The 18,015-nt window shown below is 69.8% G+C and carries 18 protein-coding genes; 15 read left to right on the top strand and 3 right to left on the bottom strand.

Annotated elements, in window-relative coordinates:
* Positions 1–10 precede the first annotated feature (10 nt).
* The 9 genes from SB754_RS09325 to dnaE all read left to right on the top strand — a co-directional run bounded on the left by SB754_RS09325 (position 11) and on the right by dnaE (position 9,979).
* Positions 11–955 carry an FtsQ-type POTRA domain-containing protein gene (locus SB754_RS09325; RefSeq protein WP_410782046.1) on the top strand — a complete coding sequence of 315 codons (945 nt, stop codon included), beginning with the start codon at positions 11–13 and terminating at the stop codon, positions 953–955.
* Between the two features lie 144 nt (positions 956–1,099).
* Entirely contained in the window at positions 1,100–2,287 is a 1,188-nt protein-coding gene (gene ftsZ / locus SB754_RS09320) for a cell division protein FtsZ (protein WP_410782045.1), read from the top strand.
* Entirely contained in the window at positions 2,253–2,954 is a 702-nt protein-coding gene (locus SB754_RS09315) for a YggS family pyridoxal phosphate-dependent enzyme (protein WP_410782044.1), read from the top strand. Before ftsZ ends, SB754_RS09315 begins: the two co-directional genes overlap by 35 nt.
* Before the next feature lie 64 nt (positions 2,955–3,018).
* On the top strand, positions 3,019–3,546 hold the full coding sequence (locus tag SB754_RS09310) for a cell division protein SepF (protein WP_410782043.1): 528 nt from the start codon (positions 3,019–3,021) through the stop codon (positions 3,544–3,546).
* Positions 3,547–3,636: 90 nt separating this feature from the next.
* Positions 3,637–3,933 carry a YggT family protein gene (locus tag SB754_RS09305; protein WP_410782042.1) on the top strand — a complete coding sequence of 99 codons (297 nt, stop codon included), beginning with the start codon at positions 3,637–3,639 and terminating at the stop codon, positions 3,931–3,933.
* Positions 3,934–4,081: 148 nt separating this feature from the next.
* Complete coding sequence (locus SB754_RS09300; protein WP_410782041.1) at positions 4,082–4,903, top strand: DivIVA domain-containing protein; 822 nt, start codon at positions 4,082–4,084, stop codon at positions 4,901–4,903.
* A 31-nt stretch (positions 4,904–4,934) separates the two neighbouring features.
* Positions 4,935–5,507 carry a signal peptidase II gene (gene lspA / locus SB754_RS09295; protein ID WP_410782040.1) on the top strand — a complete coding sequence of 191 codons (573 nt, stop codon included), beginning with the start codon at positions 4,935–4,937 and terminating at the stop codon, positions 5,505–5,507.
* Entirely contained in the window at positions 5,508–6,428 is a 921-nt protein-coding gene (locus SB754_RS09290; protein ID WP_410782039.1) for an RluA family pseudouridine synthase, read from the top strand.
* Between the two features lie 35 nt (positions 6,429–6,463).
* Positions 6,464–9,979 (top strand): DNA polymerase III subunit alpha, encoded by a 3,516-nt coding sequence (gene dnaE, locus SB754_RS09285; protein ID WP_410782038.1) that lies wholly within the window; start codon positions 6,464–6,466, stop codon positions 9,977–9,979.
* A 31-nt stretch (positions 9,980–10,010) separates the two neighbouring features.
* Here the strand turns inward: dnaE and SB754_RS09280 are convergent, their stop codons facing one another.
* Positions 10,011–10,541, bottom strand: a complete 531-nt coding sequence (locus tag SB754_RS09280) for a flavin reductase family protein (protein ID WP_410782037.1) — start codon at positions 10,539–10,541, stop codon at positions 10,011–10,013.
* A 59-nt stretch (positions 10,542–10,600) separates the two neighbouring features.
* Between SB754_RS09280 and hisD the strand changes: the two genes are divergently transcribed.
* Genes hisD through SB754_RS09265 form a run of 3 tightly spaced genes read left to right on the top strand, consistent with a single transcriptional unit; the run spans position 10,601 to position 13,485 of the window.
* A complete protein-coding gene (hisD, locus tag SB754_RS09275) occupies positions 10,601–11,911 on the top strand; it encodes a histidinol dehydrogenase (protein ID WP_410782036.1) in 1,311 nt (436 codons plus the stop codon).
* A gap of 16 nt (positions 11,912–11,927) precedes the next feature.
* Positions 11,928–12,398 carry a transcriptional regulator NrdR gene (gene nrdR / locus SB754_RS09270; RefSeq protein ID WP_410782035.1) on the top strand — a complete coding sequence of 157 codons (471 nt, stop codon included), beginning with the start codon at positions 11,928–11,930 and terminating at the stop codon, positions 12,396–12,398.
* A gap of 43 nt (positions 12,399–12,441) precedes the next feature.
* On the top strand, positions 12,442–13,485 hold the full coding sequence (locus SB754_RS09265; RefSeq protein ID WP_410782034.1) for a quinone-dependent dihydroorotate dehydrogenase: 1,044 nt from the start codon (positions 12,442–12,444) through the stop codon (positions 13,483–13,485).
* Here the strand turns inward: SB754_RS09265 and SB754_RS09260 are convergent.
* Together SB754_RS09260 and SB754_RS09255 are read right to left on the bottom strand one after the other, a co-directional pair.
* Entirely contained in the window at positions 13,453–14,409 is a 957-nt protein-coding gene (locus tag SB754_RS09260; protein WP_410782033.1) for an RNase H family protein, read from the bottom strand. The genes SB754_RS09265 and SB754_RS09260 overlap by 33 nt on opposite strands.
* Position 14,410: 1 nt before the next feature.
* Positions 14,411–15,004: a DUF3043 domain-containing protein gene (locus tag SB754_RS09255; protein WP_410782032.1), complete on the bottom strand. Its 594-nt coding sequence runs from the start codon at positions 15,002–15,004 to the stop codon at positions 14,411–14,413.
* 41 nt (positions 15,005–15,045) lie between these two features.
* Between SB754_RS09255 and SB754_RS09250 the strand changes: the two genes are divergently transcribed.
* The 3 genes from SB754_RS09250 to coxB all read left to right on the top strand — a co-directional run bounded on the left by SB754_RS09250 (position 15,046) and on the right by coxB (position 18,008).
* The gene (locus SB754_RS09250) at positions 15,046–16,524 is read left to right on the top strand and encodes a dipeptidase (RefSeq protein WP_410782031.1); all 1,479 of its coding nucleotides are present in this window, start codon (positions 15,046–15,048) and stop codon (positions 16,522–16,524) included.
* 76 nt (positions 16,525–16,600) lie between these two features.
* Entirely contained in the window at positions 16,601–16,957 is a 357-nt protein-coding gene (erpA, locus tag SB754_RS09245; protein ID WP_410782030.1) for an iron-sulfur cluster insertion protein ErpA, read from the top strand.
* Positions 16,958–17,111: 154 nt separating this feature from the next.
* The gene (gene coxB, locus SB754_RS09240) at positions 17,112–18,008 is read left to right on the top strand and encodes a cytochrome c oxidase subunit II (protein WP_410782029.1); all 897 of its coding nucleotides are present in this window, start codon (positions 17,112–17,114) and stop codon (positions 18,006–18,008) included.
* Positions 18,009–18,015 lie beyond the last annotated feature (7 nt).

Genomic DNA, 18,015 nt, shown 5'->3' with positions numbered 1-18,015 from the left:
AGGACCTTCGGTGAAGCGACCCCAGGGGTACGACCGCACGGCTGACCGGGCGCCGCAACCCGCGCCGTCGCGATCGGTCGGAACGGTCACCGAGCCCATCCCGATCGTGGCGCCCGCACACCCGTCCGAGGCGGAGACCGCCCGGCGCACGGACGCCTCCCCGTATTCGCGCCTTCCCACCAACCGCGAGATCGACCGCGCCCTCCGCGCGGCCCGCCGCGAGCGGAAGCGCGTGGAGAAGGGCGAGGTCCGCCGCTTCACCAAGCGCTCCCGCCGCCGCCGGCTCGCCTGGCTGGGCGCTGCAGGCGTCGTCGCCGCGCTGGTGCTGGCCGTGGTGCTGATCGCGTTCTCTCCGCTGCTCGCGCTGCGGCACATCCAGGTCACCGGCACCTCCCGGCTGGATGCGGCAGCGGTCGAGAAGAAGCTGGACGACCAGCTCGGCACGCCGCTGCCGTTGCTCGACCAGGCGGGGATCTCGAGCGATCTCGCGGCCTTCCCGCTGATCCGCAGCTACACAGTGGAGAGCCACCCGCCGGACTCGATCGTCGTGCGCGTGGTCGAGCGCCAGCCCGTCGGAGTGATCCAGCGTGGCAACGCCTACACGCTGGTGGATGCGGCGAAGGTGCCGATCTCGAGCAGCGAGAAGCGGCCGGACGGCTACCCGCTCATCGCCGCCAGCGGCGGGGCTGCGGATGTCGACGCCGACTCGGGCTTCGCCGCCGCGGCCGGTGTGCTCAGCGCGCTTCCCGCCGATGTGCGGGCGCAGGTGGACACCATCGCGGCGAAGACGAAGGACGACGTGAGCTTCACCCTGCGCGGCAGTGGTGCGACAGTGGTCTGGGGGAGCGCGGAGGACTCGGGTCTGAAGGCCGCAGACCTCGCAGCGCTGCTCAAGAGCGCGGCCGGATCGTCCCGCTACGACGTCTCGTCGCCGCACAGTGTGACAACGGGTTAGGGCGCGTTTGAACGGCACTTTTCCGACACGCCTACCGGGTTCCCCGGGCGGAGCGCGCGCGCACCTAACGTCGGATCGAGAATTGCATACTCAGCAAGACTTTAAGCCTCAACTTGAGGTTGAAGGTTCCCGTGGAGGCCGGACGTGACAGCACAACAGAACTACCTCGCCGTGATCAAGGTCGTCGGCATCGGCGGAGGCGGCGTGAACGCCGTCAACCGCATGATCGAGCTCGGCCTCCGCGGCGTCGAGTTCATCGCCATCAACACGGACGCGCAGGCGCTGCTCATGAGCGACGCCGACGTGAAGCTCGACGTCGGCCGGGAGATCACCCGCGGCCTGGGCGCCGGCGCGGACCCGGAAGTCGGCCGACGCGCCGCCGAGGACCACGCGGAGGAGATCGAGGAGGCGCTGGCGGGCGCGGACATGGTCTTCGTCACCGCGGGCGAGGGCGGCGGGACCGGCACGGGCGGCGCGCCCGTCGTGGCCCGCATCGCCAAGTCGATCGGCGCGCTCACCATCGGTGTCGTCACCAAGCCGTTCTCGTTCGAGGGCAAGCGCCGCCAGCAGCAGGCGGAGTCGGGCGTGCAGCGCCTGAAAGAAGAGGTCGACACCCTCATCGTGGTGCCGAACGACCGCCTCCTCGAGATCAGCGATCGCGGCATCAGCATGCTGGAGGCGTTCTCCACCGCCGACCAGGTGCTCCTCGCCGGTGTGCAGGGCATCACCGACCTGATCACGACCCCCGGTCTGATCAACCTCGACTTCGCCGACGTCAAGTCGGTCATGCAGGGCGCGGGATCCGCGCTCATGGGCATCGGCTCCTCGCGGGGCGCCGACCGTGCCATCAAGGCCGCGGAGCTGGCGGTCGCCTCTCCGCTGCTCGAAGCCTCCATCGACGGGGCCCACGGCGTGCTGCTCTCCATCCAGGGCGGGTCGAACCTCGGCATCTTCGAGATCAACGACGCGGCCCGGCTCGTCCAGGAGGCGGTGCACCCCGAGGCGAACATCATCTTCGGTGCGGTGATCGACGACACCCTCGGCGACGAGGTGCGGGTGACCGTGATCGCGGCCGGATTCGACGGCGGCGAGCCCAACTCCCGCACGGCAGTCGCGGCCGCGGACGCGCGCCGAGCCAGCTTCGTCGAAGCGGGCTCCGAGCAGTCGCAGCTCCAGTCCTCCGCCGAGGTCGAGGCCGGCGAGATCCCCGCCCCGGCCTCCACCGACGCCTGGCAGACCGGCGAGAACCCGGTGGCCGAGACCGCACCCCAGAAGGACCCGGCGTTCGACGACGAGAATGACGACCTCGACATCCCCGACTTCCTCAAGTAACGGGCTCGCCGAGCGGCTCGCCGCGGTCCGGGAGGGCGTCGCCGACGCCGCCCGGGCCGCGGGCCGTCGCCCGGAGGAGCTCACCACGATCGTCGTGACGAAGTTCCACCCGGCGTCGCTGGTGCGCGAGCTCGCCGGGCTCGGCGTGCACGACGTGGGGGAGAACCGGCACCAGGAGGCTCAGGAGAAGGCGGCGGAGCTCGCCGACCTCGACCTCCGCTGGCACTTCGTCGGGCAGCTGCAGAGCAAGAAGGCGCGCCAGGCGCGGCGCTACGCCTCGGTCATCCACTCGGTCGACCGGGTGTCCCTGGTGGACGCTCTGGCCTCCGAGGAGGGCGACATCGACGCCTTCGTGCAGCTCAATCTGACCGACGATCCCGCGCGCGGCGGCGTCGCCGACCGCGACCTCGAAACGCTGGTGGAGCACGTCCTCGCCACGCAGGGGCTGCGTCTGCTCGGGGTCATGGCCGTCGCCCCGCTCGGCGAGGAGCCCGCTCGCGCGTTCGACCGCGTCCGCACCGCCTCCGACCGCGTCCGCGCGCTCGCTCCCGACGCCACAGCGATCTCCGCCGGCATGTCGCAGGACTACCGCGAGGCCATCGCGGCGGGCGCGACACACCTTCGGATCGGGACCGCCATTACCGGGAATCGGCCGGAGCTTCGTTAATCTCGAAACAAGAGTTCGAAACGCGTGGCGAGGCGTCGGCGCGCAGGTCTGTACGGAGGAAGCGATGGCCAACCCGCTGAAGAAGACGATGGTCTACCTGGGCCTCGCCGACGAGGAGCTGGAGTACGAGGAGCAGCAGCAGGAGCAGGCCCACAGCCAGCCCCGGCGCGAGACCCCTGTCCACACCCCGGCCGCCTCGCCGGTCCAGGCCGTCCCCCACCCCGCTCCGGTCGCGCCTGCGGCCGGCCGCGCTCCGGTCACGCCGCTGCGCAAGTCGTCCACCGCACGGAATGCATCGGTACAGGAAATGAACGAGATCCTCACGGTCCACCCCCGCCAGTACCGCGACGCCCAGGCGATCGCCGAGTCCTTCCGCGAGGGCATCCCGGTGATCATCAACCTCTCGCAGATGAGCGAGGGAGACGCGCGCCGCCTCATCGACTTCGCCAGCGGCCTGTCGCAGGGCCTCTACGGCAAGATCGAGCGGGTCACCCCCAAGGTGTTCCTGCTCTCGCCCAGCCACGTCGTCGTCTCCGGCGAGCACGGCGGGCAGGACGCCGAGGTCGACGCGTCGTTCTTCGCGCAGGCCTGACCTCCGCCAGGGACACCCTCCCGACTCGACGCTCGAAGCGCACCGGCACCCTCCCAGGGGAGCCGGTGCGCTTTCGTCCATACTGGGAGGGTGTTTGTCGTCTCGATCCTTGCGACCGTGCTCTATTACGCGCTGCTCATCTACTTCTTCGTGATGTGGGCGCGCTTCGTGCTGGACCTGGTGCGGGTGTTCGCCCGGCAGTGGCGTCCGCGCGGCTTCGGCCTGGTCCTGGCGGAGTCGACCTACGCGGTGACGGACCCGCCCATCCGCTTCTTCCGCCGGATCATCCCGCGGCTGTCGATGGGCCCCGTCGCGATCGACTTCGGGTGGAGCCTGACGATGCTCGTGGTCATCATCGGCTTGTACGTCACCCTGGGATTCCGCTGAGCGTCGCTCCCGGTCTGGCCGGATGCCTCGTTGTATCGTTGACGAGCCGACGCGCGGACCGTGCGGCGGAGTGCGCGACCGCCACCCGCTTTGCTAGCGTTGGCAGCACGCGTTCCCGTTCCAATTTCACGATCTAAGGTGGCTTGCCATGGCGCTGACTCCGGAAGATGTAGTCAACAAGCGGTTCCAGCCGACGAAGTTCCGCGAGGGCTACGACCAGGACGAGGTCGACGACTTCCTCGATGAAGTCGTCGTCGAGCTGCGTCGTCTGAACCAGGAGAACGAGGAGCTCAAGCAGCGCCTCGTGGCCGCCGACTCGCGGATCGCCGAGCTGCAGCGCAGCGCCGGCCAGGGCGGCGCCCCCGCCGCGGCACCCGTTCCCGTCCCCGCGTCCGACAACGGCGAGACCGAGCGTCTGCAGCGCGAGAACGAAGAGCTGAAGCAGCGCCTCGCCCAGGCCCAGCAGGAGGCCGCACAGGCCGCCCAGCAGGCCCAGGCGGCGCCCGCTTACCAGGCTCCGGCGCCGACCGACGACGCCAACGACCCGAACGCCACCAACAACCTCCTCCAGCTCGCCCGCCGTCTCCACGAGGAGCACGTGCGCGAGGGCGTCGAGAAGCGCGACCAGCTCATCGCCGAGGGCCACGCCACCGCCGCCCGCATCGTCGCAGAGGCCGAGTCGAAGCAGCGCGCGCAGATCAGCGCCCTCGACCAGGAGCGCACGGGCCTCGAGCGCCGCATCGACGAGCTCCGGACCTTCGAGCGCGACTACCGCAAGGGCCTCAAGAGCTACATCGAGGGCCAGCTGCGCGACCTCGACGCGCCCGTCCAGGGCAGCGGCCAGAACGCGGGAGCACGCGCCGCGTCGCCCGCCTCCGCCAACGCCGTCCCCGCCCCGGTCTCGGCCGGCGGCTCCGACGACTCGAGCAACCAGGGCCAGCCCCCGGTCTTCCCCGGTTTTGGAGGCTAGTCCCTCCCGGCCCAAGGTCAGCATCAGGGCCTTGGCGGTCCTGGCGGTGGTCGCGCTCTGCGTGTACCTCATCGACCAGATCGCCAAGGTCCTGGTCGTCTCGAACCTGTACGAGGGCCAGCAGCTGGAGGTCCTCGGCCAGCTGCTCCAGTTCCATTTCGTCAAGAACGCCGGCGCCGCCTTCTCGATCGGCAGCGGATCCACGTGGATCTTCTCCATCGTCGGGATCGGCGTGCTCGGCTTCGTCATCTGGTACGCCCCGCGCATCCGTTCGACGGCGTGGGCGGTGCTGTTCGGCCTCCTTCTCGGGGGTCTGCTGGGAAACCTGACCGACCGCCTGTTCCGTTCGCCGGGCTTCGGTGTCGGGCACGTGGTCGACTTCCTGCAGATCCCGCTTCTGCCGGCGATCTTCAACCTGGCCGATGTCGCCATCGTGTCGAGCATGGTGCTGTTCCTCATCCTCACCCTGCGCGGTGTGGGACTGGACGGGCGGCGTGCGCACGACGAGGTGGAGGAGGGCGACGCGGCGACCGCCGAGGAGGGCGACCCGGCTACTGCCGAGGAGCCGGCCCCCGAACCGCACGACGACAAGCCGCAGGCGTAGATGGAGTCACGGAGCTTCCCCATCCCGGACGGGCTCGAGGGCTCGCGCGTCGATGCGGGGCTCGCCAAGCTCCTGGGCTTCTCGCGCAGCTTCGCCGCCGAGATCGCCGAGGCGGGCGGAGTGACGGTGGATGGCCGCAAGGCGGGCAAGTCCGACCGGCTGAGCGCCGGGTCGTGGCTCGAGGTCACGTGGCAGCCGAAGTCCGACGTCGAGATCGTCCCGATCGCGGTGCCCGAGCTGACGATCGTGCACGACGACGACGACATCGTGGTGATCGACAAGCCGGTCGGCGTGGCCGCACATCCCTCCGTGGGGTGGGAGGGGCCGACCGTCCTCGGTGCGCTGGCCGCCGCCGGGTTCCGCATCTCGACGTCGGGCGCCGCCGAGCGCGCCGGCATCGTGCACCGGCTGGACGCCGGCACCAGCGGCCTCATGGTCGTCGCCAAGTCCGAGCACGCCTACACGGTTCTCAAGCGCGCCTTCCACGACCGGACGGTCGAGAAGATCTACCACGCCGTCGTCCAGGGCCACCCCGACCCGCTGACCGGCACGATCGACGCCCCGATCGGACGCCACCCCCGCTCCGACTGGAAGTTCGCCGTCGTCGCCGGCGGCAAGCCCTCCGTCACCCATTACGAGACGATCGAGGCGTTCCCGTCCGCGAGCCTCCTGGAGATCCACCTGGAGACCGGGCGCACGCACCAGATCCGCGTGCACATGGCCGCGCAGCGCCACCCGTGCGTCGGCGATGCGATGTACGGCGCCGACCCCGTGCTGAGCGCACGACTCGGCCTCACCCGGCAGTGGCTGCACGCCGTGCAGCTCGCCTTCGACCACCCGGCGACGGGGGAGTGGGTCACCTTCACGACGACCTATCCCGCCGACCTGCAGCACGCGCTGGACATCCTCCGAGAGTCGTGACCGCGACGTCGGACGTCGGCCGTAGGCTTAGAGCGATGTCCGACTCCTTCGTCCACCTCCACGTCCACAGCGAGTACTCGATGCTCGACGGCGCGGCACGCGTGAAGCCCCTGGTCGAGGCCGCGGCCGCGCAGGGCATGCCGGGCGTCGCGGTCACCGACCACGGCAACATGTTCGGCGCGTTCGACTTCTGGCGCACCGCCACCGACGCCGGCATCAAGCCGATCATCGGCACGGAGGCCTACCTTACGCCGGGCACGCACCGCACCGACAAGACGCGCATCCGCTGGGGCGACGGCGGGGGAGACGACGTCTCGGGCTCCGGCGCGTACACCCACATGACGATGCTCGCCGCGACCACCGAGGGCATGCACAACCTCTTCCGGCTGTCGTCCTACGCGTCGATGGAGGGCTACTACTTCAAGCCCCGCATGGACCGCGAACTGCTCAGCCGCTATTCGAAGGGCATCATCGCGACGACGGGATGCCCGTCGGGCGAGGTGCAGACGCGGCTGCGGCTCGGCCAGTACGAGGCGGCACGGGACGCCGCTGCCGAGTTCCGCGACATCTTCGGCCCCGAGAACTTCTTCGCCGAGATCATGGACCACGGGCTCGGCATCGAGCGCCGCATCATGTCCGACCTCATCCGGCTCGCGAAAGACCTCGGCCTGCCCCTGGTCGCGACCAACGACCTCCACTACACGCATGCCGCCGACGCCAAGAGCCACGCGGCGCTCCTCTGCGTGCAGTCCGGCTCGACGCTCGACGACCCCAACCGGTTCAAGTTCGACGCCGACGAGTTCTACCTGAAGACGCCGGAGCAGATGCGCCAGCTCTTCCGCGACTACCCCGACGCCTGCGACAACACGCTCGCCATCGCGGAGCGCTGCGACGTGCGGTTCGACACCGCCGCCAACTACATGCCTCGCTTCCCGGTCCCCGAGGGCGAGACCGAGCAGACCTGGTTCGTCAAAGAGGTCGAGAAGGGCCTGAACCAGCGTTACCCGAACGGCATCACCCCCGAGGTCCGCAAGCAGGCCGACTACGAGATCGGCGTGATCTCGCAGATGGGCTTCCCGGGCTACTTCCTCGTCGTCGCCGACTTCATCAACTGGTCGAAGCGCAACGGCATCCGCGTCGGACCGGGCCGCGGTTCCGGCGCCGGCTCCATGGCCGCGTACGCGATGCGGATCACCGACCTCGACCCGCTGCAGCACGGCCTCATCTTCGAGCGCTTCCTGAACCCCGACCGCGTCTCGATGCCCGACTTCGACGTCGACTTCGACGACCGCCGTCGCGGCGAGGTCATCAAGTATGTGACCGAGAAGTACGGTTCGGAGCGCGTCGCCCAGATCGTCACCTACGGCACCATCAAGGCCAAGCAGGCGCTCAAAGATTCCGGCCGCGTCCTCGGCTTCCCGTTCTCGATGGGTGAGAAGCTCACCAAGGCGATGCCGCCGCCCGTCATGGGCAAGGACATCCCGCTCACCGGGATCTTCGACAAGGACCACCCGCGCTACAAGGAGGCCGTCGACATTCGCGCGGTCGTCGAGAGCGACCCGGAGGCGAAGACCGTCTTCGACACCGCGCTCGGGCTCGAGAACCTGAAGCGCCAGTGGGGCGTGCACGCCGCCGGCGTGATCATGTCGTCCGACCCGCTGATCGACGTCATCCCGATCATGAAGCGGGAGCAGGACGGCCAGATCGTCACCCAGTTCGACTATCCGGCCTGCGAGTCGCTCGGCCTGATCAAGATGGACTTCCTGGGGCTCCGCAACCTCACCATCATCAACGACGCCCTCGACAACATCCGCGACAACCGCGCGGAAGAGCTGGTGCTCGAAGACCTGGCCCTCGACGACCGGCCCGCGTACGAACTCCTGTCGCGGGGCGACACGCTGGGCGTGTTCCAGCTCGACGGCGGGCCGATGCGCTCCCTCCTGCGCCTGATGAAGCCGGACAACTTCGAGGACATCTCGGCGCTCATCGCGCTGTACCGCCCCGGTCCCATGGGCGCGAACTCGCACACCAACTACGCGCTCCGCAAGAACGGCCTCCAGCCGATCACGCCCATCCATCCGGAGCTGGCCGAGCCGCTGGCCGACATCCTCTCGACCAGCTACGGCCTCATCATCTACCAGGAGCAGGTGATGGCGATCGCGCAGAAGGTCGCCGGCTTCTCGCTCGGCCAGGCCGACATCCTGCGCCGCGCGATGGGCAAGAAGAAGAAGTCCGAGCTGGACAAGCAGTTCGCCGGCTTCTCGGAGGGCATGCAGTCCAACGGCTACTCGATGGACGCCGTCAACAAGCTGTGGGAGATCCTGCTCCCGTTCTCGGATTACGCGTTCAACAAAGCCCATTCGGCCGCATACGGCGTCATCTCGTACTGGACCGCCTACCTCAAGGCGCACTACCCGGCGGAGTACATGGCCGCGCTGCTGACCAGCGTCGGCGACTCGAAGGACAAGATGGCGCTCTACCTCAACGAGTGCCGCCGGATGGGCATCAAGGTGCTGCCGCCGGACGTCAACGAGTCCAACCTGTACTTCGCCGCGGTCGGCACGGACATCCGCTTCGGCATGGGCGCGGTGCGCAACGTCGGCGCGAACGTCGTCGAGGGCGTCCGGGAGGCCCGCGAGAGCAAGGGCCGCTTCGAGTCGTTCCACGACTTCCTGAACAAGGTGCCCATCCACGCCGCCAACAAGCGGACGGTCGAGTCGCTGATCAAGGCCGGCGCGTTCGACTCGCTGGGCCACACCCGGCGGTCGCTCGTCGAAGTGCACGAGGATGCCGTGGAGTCCGCCGTCAAGATCAAGCGCAACGAGGCCAACGGCGACGTCGGGTTCGACTTCGACAGCCTGTGGGGCGAGGACGAGGCGGCGCAGACGCAGCACCACATCCCGCAGCGGCCGGAGTGGGCCAAGCGCGACAAGCTGGCGTTCGAGCGCGAGATGCTGGGGCTGTACGTCTCCGACCATCCCCTCGCCGGACTCGAGCTGCAGCTGGCCAAACTGGCGAGCACCGGAATCGCCGAGCTGGTCGGCTCTGAGAGCATCCAGGACGGCGAGACGGTCACCATCGCCGGGCTCGTGACGAGCGTGCAGCACCGCGTGGCGAAGGCGTCGGGCAACCAGTACGGAATGATCCAGGTCGAGGACTTCGGCGGCGAGCTGACCGTCATGTTCATGGGCAAGGCGTACCAGGAGTACTCCTCGATGCTGCAGGGCGACGCCATCGTCGTCGTCCGCGGCCGGGTGAGCCTGCGCGACGACGGCATGAACCTGCACGCGTTCTCGCTGATGACACCGGATCTGGGCCAGGCGAACGACACGGGGCCGCTCACCATCACCATGCCGGACCAGCGCGCGACGACCGAGACGGTGCTGTCGCTCAGCGAGGTCCTCGCCCGTCACCCCGGTGAGAGCGAAGTGCGGCTGCGTCTGGTGAAGGGGCAGGTGGCGCGCGTCTTCGAGGTCCCGAAGCCGGTCACCGTGAGCGCCGACCTCTACGGCGAGCTGAAGGGCCTCCTCGGCCCCAACTGCCTGGTCTGACGCCTGAACCACTCGGCGCGCGCCGGTCGCGTCAGACGGCGGTGCCGGGGCGCCAGTACGTGCGCTCGTGGTAGACGAGCGGCGCGTCGTCCTCGCCGAGTTCGCCCTGCTCGATCTGCACGATCACGACCGCGCTGTTGTGCACCTGCACCCGCTCGATGATCCGCCCGACCATCCACGCCGTCGTGTCCTTGATCACGGGGAGCCCGTGCGGTCCGCGGTACCAGTGGTCGCCGATGAAACGCTGGTGGTTGTCGCCGGACAGGATCTGCGCCGTCCCGCGGTTGCGCACCCCGAGCGTGTGGATGACGACCCGGTCGGTCTCTGCGATCGCCGGCCAGCTCGACGCGGAGAGCGCCATGTTGAACGTCGCGAGCGGCGGGACGGCGGCGAGCGAGGCGAGCGAGGTCGCCGTGAAGCCGACGGGGGTCCCGTCCGCGGTCTGGGCGGTCACGATCGCGACCCCGGCCGCATGACGGCGGAACGTCTGGCGGAAGGCGGCGAGGTCGGGCGTCGCGTCGGTGACGGCGCCATCGGTGGGGTCGGGGGATGCGCTGTTCATATGTGGGTTACAAGCTCCAGTCGGGCTGGAAGATTTCTTTTCGGTAGGCTGGTCGGGCCATGATCCAGACCATCGACCTCCGCGGCGTCCAGCCTACTCGCGCAGCCTTCCAGCGCCTCGTCCCCCGCCCGGTGGTGGATGTGCAGGTCGCTATGTCGGTCGCCTCCGACCTCATCGCCGACGTCCGCGAGCGCGGGGTCGCCGCCCTGCGCGACCAGGCCGACCGCTTCGACGGCGGCGCCCCCTCCGAGCTGCGCGTGCCGCAGTCCGCGATCGACGCGGCCGTCGCGGCTCTGCCCGCCGACGTGCGGGAGGCGCTGGAGGAGGCGATCGAGCGGGTTCGCGAGGCGACCGCCGCGCAGGTCCCGTCCGGTGCAGAGACCGTCCTGGGCCCGGGCGCCACGATCGTGCAGCGCTGGCAGCCGGTCGAGCGCGCGGGCCTCTACGTGCCGGGCGGCAAGGCGGCCTACCCGTCCAGCGTCGTCATGAACGCCGTGCCCGCGCAGGTGGCGGGCGTCACCTCCGTCGCCCTGGTCAGCCCGCCGCAGCGCGAGTTCGGGGGAGCGGTCCACCCGGCCATCCTCGGCGCTGCGGGACTCCTCGGCATCGACGAGGTCTACGCCATGGGCGGCGCCGGTGCGATCGGCGCCCTCGCGTACGGCGTGGAGGAGCTGGGGCTGGAGCCCGTCCAGGTCATCACCGGCCCCGGCAACATCTACGTGGCCGCCGCGAAGCGCCTCATCCGCGGGCAGACGGGGATCGACTCGGAGGCGGGCACCACCGAGATCCTGGTCATCGCCGACGAGACCGCGGACCCCGGCTATGTGGCCGCCGACCTCGTCAGCCAGGCGGAGCACGACGAGGCGGCCGCCTCCCTGCTCGTCACCGACAGCCCGGCCTTCGCTGAGCGCGTCGTCGCCGAGGTCGCCCGGCTGGCCGATGCGACCAAGCATGCTGAGCGCGTTCGCACCGCACTCGGCGGACCGCAGTCCGCCGTCGTCCTGGTCGACGACCTGGCCGCCGCCACCGCGTTCAGCGACGCGTACGGGCCGGAGCACCTCGAGCTGCAGACGGCCGACCCGGATGCGCTGCTCGGCTCCATCCACAACGCGGGCGCCATCTTCCTCGGCCCGACCTCGCCGGTGAGCCTCGGCGACTACCTCGCCGGCTCGAACCACGTGCTCCCGACCGGTGGCCAGGCCCGATTCTCGCCGGGTCTCGGCGCGTACTCGTTCCTCCGGCCGCAGCAGGTCGTCCGCTACGACCGCGAGGCGCTCAGCGAGGTCGCCGACCGGATCGTCGCCCTGTCGACGGCGGAGGACCTCCCCGCGCACGGAGAAGCGGTCACCCAGCGGTTCCGCACCCGCTGAGCGATAGAATTCGTCCATGTTCTGCCCCTTCTGCCGCCACCCCGACTCCCGCGTGATCGACTCGCGGACGAGCGACGACGGGCTCTCGATCCGCCGCCGGCGGCAGTGCCCCGAGTGCGGCCGCCGCTTCTCGACCACCGAGACCGCGAGCCTGAGCGTGATCAAGCGCAGCGGTGTGGCCGAACCGTTCAGCCGGGAGAAGATCGTCCTCGGTGTCCGCAAGGCGTGCCAGGGGCGCCCGGTCACCGACTCCGACCTGGCCGTTCTGGCCCAGAAGGTGGAGGAGACCATCCGCTCCACCGGCGCGTCGCAGATCGAGGCGAACGACATCGGGCTGGCCATCCTGCCCGAGCTGCGCGAACTCGACGAGGTCGCGTACCTGCGCTTCGCGAGCGTCTACCAGGCCTTCGACTCCCTCGACGACTTCGAGGAGGCCATCCGCTCGCTGCGCCTGGCGCACTACCCGGAGCCGGTCGAGGCGAACTAGCGAGGAAGCGGCCGGGCCGTCCAGCCGGTATTCTCGAACCGGCATGTATCGCGCACTGTTCGACCTCATCCTGTCCCGGCTCGACCCCGAGCGGGCCCATCACCTCGCCTTCGTGGTGATCCGCGCCCTCCCGGCGGTGGGTCTCGGCGGACTGGCGCGGCGCTTCACGGCGCCCGATCCGTCGCTGGCGGTGGAGGCTCTCGGCCTGCGGTTCGACTCGCCGTTCGGCGTCGCGGCCGGCTTCGACAAAGACGGGGAGGCCGTGCTCGGCCTCGGCGCCCTCGGGTTCGGCCACGTGGAGGTCGGGACGATCACCGCCCTCGCCCAGCCCGGAAACGAGAAGCCGCGCCTGTTCCGCCTCATCCCGGATCGCGCAGTGATCAACCGGATGGGCTTCAACAACCGTGGTGCGGGAGAGGCGGCGAACCGCCTGCTGCGCGTCCGCCGCGCGCGGCGGCGTCCGGTTCTGGGCGTGAACATCGGCAAGTCGCGCGTCGTCGCTGTCGAGGACGCCACCGACGACTACCTGACCAGCGCCCGGGCGCTCGCTCCCGTCGCGGACTACCTGGTGGTCAACGTCAGTTCGCCGAACACTCCGGGCCTTCGCGGCCTCCAGGAGCTGGAGCTGCTCGCCCCGCTGCTCACGGCCGTTGCGGGTGCGGCGGGGGAGACGCCGCTGCTGGTCAAGATCGCCCCCGACCTGACCGACGAGCAGGTGGAGCGGATCGCGCGGCTGGCCGTCGAGCTCGGCCTCGCCGGCATCATCGCCACCAACACGACCATCGCGCGGGAGGGCCTGCGCACCGACTCCGCGGTCGTCGCTGCCGCCGGCGCGGGCGGTTTGAGCGGTGCGCCGCTCGCTGCGCGGTCGCTGGAGGTGCTGCGGCTCATCCGCTCCGTCGTCCCGCCCGAGCTGTGCGTCATCTCCGTCGGCGGCGTCGACACGGCCGAAGACGTGCAGGAGCGGCTGGACGCCGGGGCGACGCTCGTGCAGGGCTATACGGCGTTCCTCTACCGCGGACCGCTGTGGGCCCGGCAGATCAACCGCGGGCTGCTACGCCTCCGGCGTGCCCTGGTGGAAGCGTAGGCGCCAGCGTCCGGAGCTGCGCACCCAGAGCGAGCTGCGCAGCGTCGCACCGCGGCTATCCGTCGTCCGGGCGGTGAGGAGCAGCGCACCGTCGGCCACACGGTCGACGCCGAGCACCTCGATGTCTCCGGCCGGAGCGTCGTCGACGGCCGGCTCGGAGATGATCGCATCCCGAGCCCACAGGCGACCCGAGCGGCCGATCTCCTCGAACGCGGGATGCAGCAGCTCGGCGAGGCGGGAGGCGTCGGAGCGGATGGCCGGCTCGAGCAGCTCGCGCTCCAGGCGGGCGACGAGCTGCTCGTCGGTCTCATCGGCGGGAAGCGCGTCGAACAGGTCCAGTTCGAGGGCGTCGGACGGGGGAGCGGAGGGCGCGGGCGTGGTTTCGGTTGCGGCCGTTGTTTCGGGCGCGGGCGGTGTCGCGGCCGTGGTTTCCGGCTCGGCGACATCCAGTGCCGGAGCGGAGCCGCGCCAGCCAGGGCCGATCGGGATCGGATCGCCCTTCTGGTAGGCGGTCGCCACAGCCCGGGCGCGCGAGTCTGCCGCTTCGTTCAGGTCGTGTCCGGCGTGTCCCTTGACCCACTCGAACCGGTAACGGCGGCCCTGCAGTGCGCGGTCCAGCCGCTCCAGAAGCTCGCGGTTGAGCACCGGTGCGCCGTCGGCCTTGCGCCAGCCCTTCTTCTTCCAGCCGGGCATCCACTTGGTCACCGCGTTGATGACGTACTGGCTGTCGCAGAAGATGTGCAGGTCCTCGCCGAGGTGCGCCGTCGCCTCCAGGAGGTCGATGACGGCCATCAGCTCGCCCTGGTTGTTGGTGCCGTGCGGCCAGCCGCCTGCCGACCAGTGGTCGTCGTCCACGTACCAGGCCCAGCCGGCCGGCCCGGGATTGCCCAGAGCGGAGCCGTCCGCCGCTGCGACGATCGTCACGTCAGCTCGGGAACTGGCCGCGCTTGACCTGCGGCTTCGGGAGTCGCATGATCCGCAGCTGCAGGGCCCGCATCGCGCCGTACCAGCGCAGGCCGCGCTCCACCTTCGTCTTGCCGAACTTGTCGCCGATGCGCCGCTGGACGAGGAAGCCCAGCACGATGCAGTCGATCACGGCGATGAGGAAGAAGCCCCACAGCGCGAACAGGCCGTAGACCTGAAGCGCTGCCACCGGAAGGAAGGTCAGGACGATGACGATCAGCATGACCGGGATGAGGAACTCGCCGATCGAGAAGCGGGCGTCGACGTAGTCGCGCACGTACCGGCGCTGCGGGCCGCGGTCGCGTGCGGTCAGATAGCGGTCATCGCCGGCGGCCATCCCGATACGCGCCTTCTCGCGGGCCTCCGCCTGCTTCTGGCGGGCCACGCGCGCGGCCTCCTTGCGGTCGGTGGGCACGAGCGGGCGCTTGCGGGCGGCCTCCTGCTCGCGGCGCGAGGGCGTCGGAGCGCCCTTGCCCTGCTTCAGCCGGGCGGCCGTCTCTTCGGGGGTCTCGGTCGCGGGCGTCTCCGCCTCGGCCGGGTTCTGTCGCTTTGCCAACTTCGAGCCTTCGCTAGTGGGGTCGGCTTAAGATTACCCGCATGACAGAGAGCCAGCAGACCCCCGTTTCGCCCGCCGACGCGCCGACCGGCGCCTCAGCCGGCTCTGACACCTTCACCGAGACGTCCGCCGCAGCCGAGCAGGCTGTCCGCGCCGCGGTCGAGGCCGGACTGCCCGCGACCATCGCCGACCTCTCGCAGCTGGTCCGCATCCCCTCGGTGTCGTGGTCCGCCTTCGATCCGGCGAACGTCCGCCGCAGCGCCGAGGCCGTCGCAGCGCTCCTCACCGACACCGCCGTCTTCGACCGGGTCGAGATCAAGCAGGCGCCCATCGGCGACGGCGACACGCTCGGTCAGCCGGCCGTGCTCGCCACCCGGGCCGCGCGCAACGGCCGCCCGACGGTGCTGCTCTACGCGCACCACGACGTGCAGCCCGAGGGCGACGAGGCGAACTGGGAGACCCCGCCGTTCGAGCCGACCGTGCGCGGCGACCGCCTGTACGGGCGGGGAGCCGCCGACGACAAGGCCGGGGTCATGACGCACGTCGCGACCGTGCGTGCGCTCCGCGAGACGTTCGGCGACGACCTCGACCTCGGTCTCGCCGTCTTCATCGAGGGCGAGGAGGAGTTCGGATCGCGGTCGTTCGCGAACTTCCTCGAGCAGAACACCGCCGCTCTCGCCGCGGACGTCATCGTGGTCGCCGACTCCGACAACGTGGACATCGACACCCCGGCGCTCACTGTCTCCCTCCGCGGCAACGTCACCTTCAAGCTCACCGTCTCGACGCTCGAGCACGCCTCCCACTCGGGGATGTACGGCGGCGCGGCACCGGATGCGATGCTCGCGATGGTCAGGCTCCTCGCCACGCTGCACGACGACGCCGGCTCCGTCGCCGTCGACGGCCTGACCTCCTACGCCGAGGCCGCGGAGCCGCCGGCGTTCACCGAGGAGCAGCTGGCGGCGGACGCCGCCTTCCTCCCCGGCGTGACCAGCATCGGGACCGGGCCGATCCTCTCCCGGATGTGGTCGCAGCCGACCATCACGGTGACCGGGATCGACGCGCCGACCGTCGCCAACGCCTCCAACACGCTCCTGCCGAGCGTCGCCGTCCGGATCAGCTCGCGGGTCGCGCCCGGGCAGCCCGCGCGGCAGGCCTACGAGGCTCTGGAACGCCATCTCACCGCGCACGCCCCCTTCGGTGCGCACCTCGAGATCGACGACGTGGACCTCGGCGATCCGTTCCTCGTCGACACCGCCGGCTGGGCGGCGACCGAGGCGAAGCGCGCCATGACCGACGGCTGGGGCACGGAGGCCGTCGAGACCGGCATCGGCGGCTCCATCCCGTTCATCGCCGACCTGGTGCGCGACTTCCCGGACGCGCAGATCCTGGTCACCGGCGTCGAGGACCCGGACACCCGGGCGCACAGCCCGAACGAGTCCCTCCACCTCGGCGTGCTGAAGCGTGCCGTGCTCAGCGAGGCGCTCCTGCTGGCGCGCCTCAACGGGCGCAGCGGAAACTGAGCGGATTCGCGGCTGCAGGTCGTACAATCGACGCAGATTTCCTTCCGAAGTCCGAACCATCCTTGTGAGGAGTCCCATGACCGACACAACGCTGACCGCGACCAAGGCCCACGGAGTCGGCCTGACCGACACCGCGGCCGCCAAGGTCAAGAGCCTGCTCGAGCAGGAGGGCCGCGACGACCTGCGTCTGCGCGTCGCCGTCCAGCCCGGCGGTTGCTCGGGTCTGATCTACCAGCTGTACTTCGACGAGCGGATGCTCGACGGAGACGCGACCGTCGATTTCGACGGTGTGGAGGTCATCGTCGACAAGATGAGCGTTCCCTACCTCGACGGCGCGTCCATCGATTTCGAGGACACGATCCAGAAGCAGGGCTTCACGATCGACAACCCCAACGCGACCGGTTCGTGCGCCTGCGGAGACTCGTTCCACTGAGTCGAGAAGCAGTCGTATAACACAGGAATCGACAACGGGCCGCCCCTCCGTGGGCGGCCCTTTTGTTCGGATCAGGGTGTCAGTCGGAGTAGGGTAGAGACAGCCACATACAGTTGCATGTGAACTGTCCCAGTAGTCACTCGAAAGGTCACCGGTGCGTCACAATCGCCGTCTCCGATGGGCTGCCATCCCGATCGCCGCGACGCTCGTCGTGGCGCTCGCGGGCTGCACTCAGGCCCAGCTGCACGGATTCCTCCCGGGCTTCGTCGAGGGCGAGCCGCCCGTCACGAACCACACCGAGCGCATCAGCGGCCTGTGGGTGACCAGCTGGATCGTCCTCCTCATCGTCGGCATCGTCGTGTGGGGTCTGATCCTGTGGGCGGTCATCGTCTACCGCCGCCGCAAGGGCCAGACCGGCCTCCCGGTGCAGCTGCGCTACAACATGCCGATCGAGATCTTCTACACGATCGTGCCGCTCATCCTGGTGCTCGGCTTCTTCGCCTTCACGGCGCGTGACCAGGCAGCGATCGAGAAGCCGTACGCGAACCCGGACCTCAAGATCCAGGTCTACGCGAAGCAGTGGGCGTGGGACTTCAACTACGTGACCGACAACGTGTACGACCCGGGCGTCCAGGTCCAGCCGGATGACAACAGCGCCACCCCCGGCTCGGTCCAGGAGGGCAAGATCCCGACCCTGTACCTGCCCGAGAACAAGAAGATCACGATCCAGCTCGACTCGCGCGACGTGATCCACTCCTTCTGGGTCCCCGCGATGCTGTACAAGAAAGACGTCATCCCGGGCAAGACCAACTACCTCTACTTCGAGACCACCAGCCGCACCGGCACCTTCGTGGGCAAGTGCGCCGAGCTCTGCGGCGAGTACCACTCGGCCATGCTCTTCAACCTGAAGATCGTGTCGCAGTCCGACTACGACGCCCACATCCAGAGCCTGAAGGACCAGGGCTACACCGGCCAGCTGGGCTCCGAGTACGACCGCAACCAGAACCTGCCAGGAACGGTCGCCCCCTCGGGCGCCCAGGGCAACGAGTAGGACGCAC

The sequence above is a fragment of the Leifsonia sp. SIMBA_070 genome (assembly GCF_046534635.1).
In the GTDB taxonomy this organism is placed as follows: Bacteria; Actinomycetota; Actinomycetes; order Actinomycetales; family Microbacteriaceae; genus Leifsonia.
The sequence above is the reverse complement of the archived record's forward strand: the minus strand, read 5'-3'. Positions and strand labels throughout refer to the sequence as shown.

Excerpts from the sequence above, each read along its gene's own strand:
- nrdR (WP_410782035.1), top strand. The coding sequence starts at position 11,928 with ATGTTCTGCCCCTTCTGCCGCCACCCCGACTCCCGCGTGATCGACTCG.
- SB754_RS09250 (WP_410782031.1), top strand. The coding sequence starts at position 15,046 with ATGACAGAGAGCCAGCAGACCCCCGTTTCGCCCGCCGACGCGCCGACC.
- SB754_RS09300 (WP_410782041.1), top strand. The coding sequence starts at position 4,082 with ATGGCGCTGACTCCGGAAGATGTAGTCAACAAGCGGTTCCAGCCGACG.
- SB754_RS09315 (WP_410782044.1), top strand. The coding sequence starts at position 2,253 with ATGACGACCTCGACATCCCCGACTTCCTCAAGTAACGGGCTCGCCGAG.
- hisD (WP_410782036.1), top strand. The coding sequence starts at position 10,601 with ATGATCCAGACCATCGACCTCCGCGGCGTCCAGCCTACTCGCGCAGCC.
- SB754_RS09310 (WP_410782043.1), top strand. The coding sequence starts at position 3,019 with ATGGCCAACCCGCTGAAGAAGACGATGGTCTACCTGGGCCTCGCCGAC.
- SB754_RS09290 (WP_410782039.1), top strand. The coding sequence starts at position 5,508 with ATGGAGTCACGGAGCTTCCCCATCCCGGACGGGCTCGAGGGCTCGCGC.
- dnaE (WP_410782038.1), top strand. The coding sequence starts at position 6,464 with ATGTCCGACTCCTTCGTCCACCTCCACGTCCACAGCGAGTACTCGATG.
- SB754_RS09265 (WP_410782034.1), top strand. The coding sequence starts at position 12,442 with ATGTATCGCGCACTGTTCGACCTCATCCTGTCCCGGCTCGACCCCGAG.
- SB754_RS09280 (WP_410782037.1), bottom strand. The coding sequence starts at position 10,541 with ATGAACAGCGCATCCCCCGACCCCACCGATGGCGCCGTCACCGACGCG.
- erpA (WP_410782030.1), top strand. The coding sequence starts at position 16,601 with ATGACCGACACAACGCTGACCGCGACCAAGGCCCACGGAGTCGGCCTG.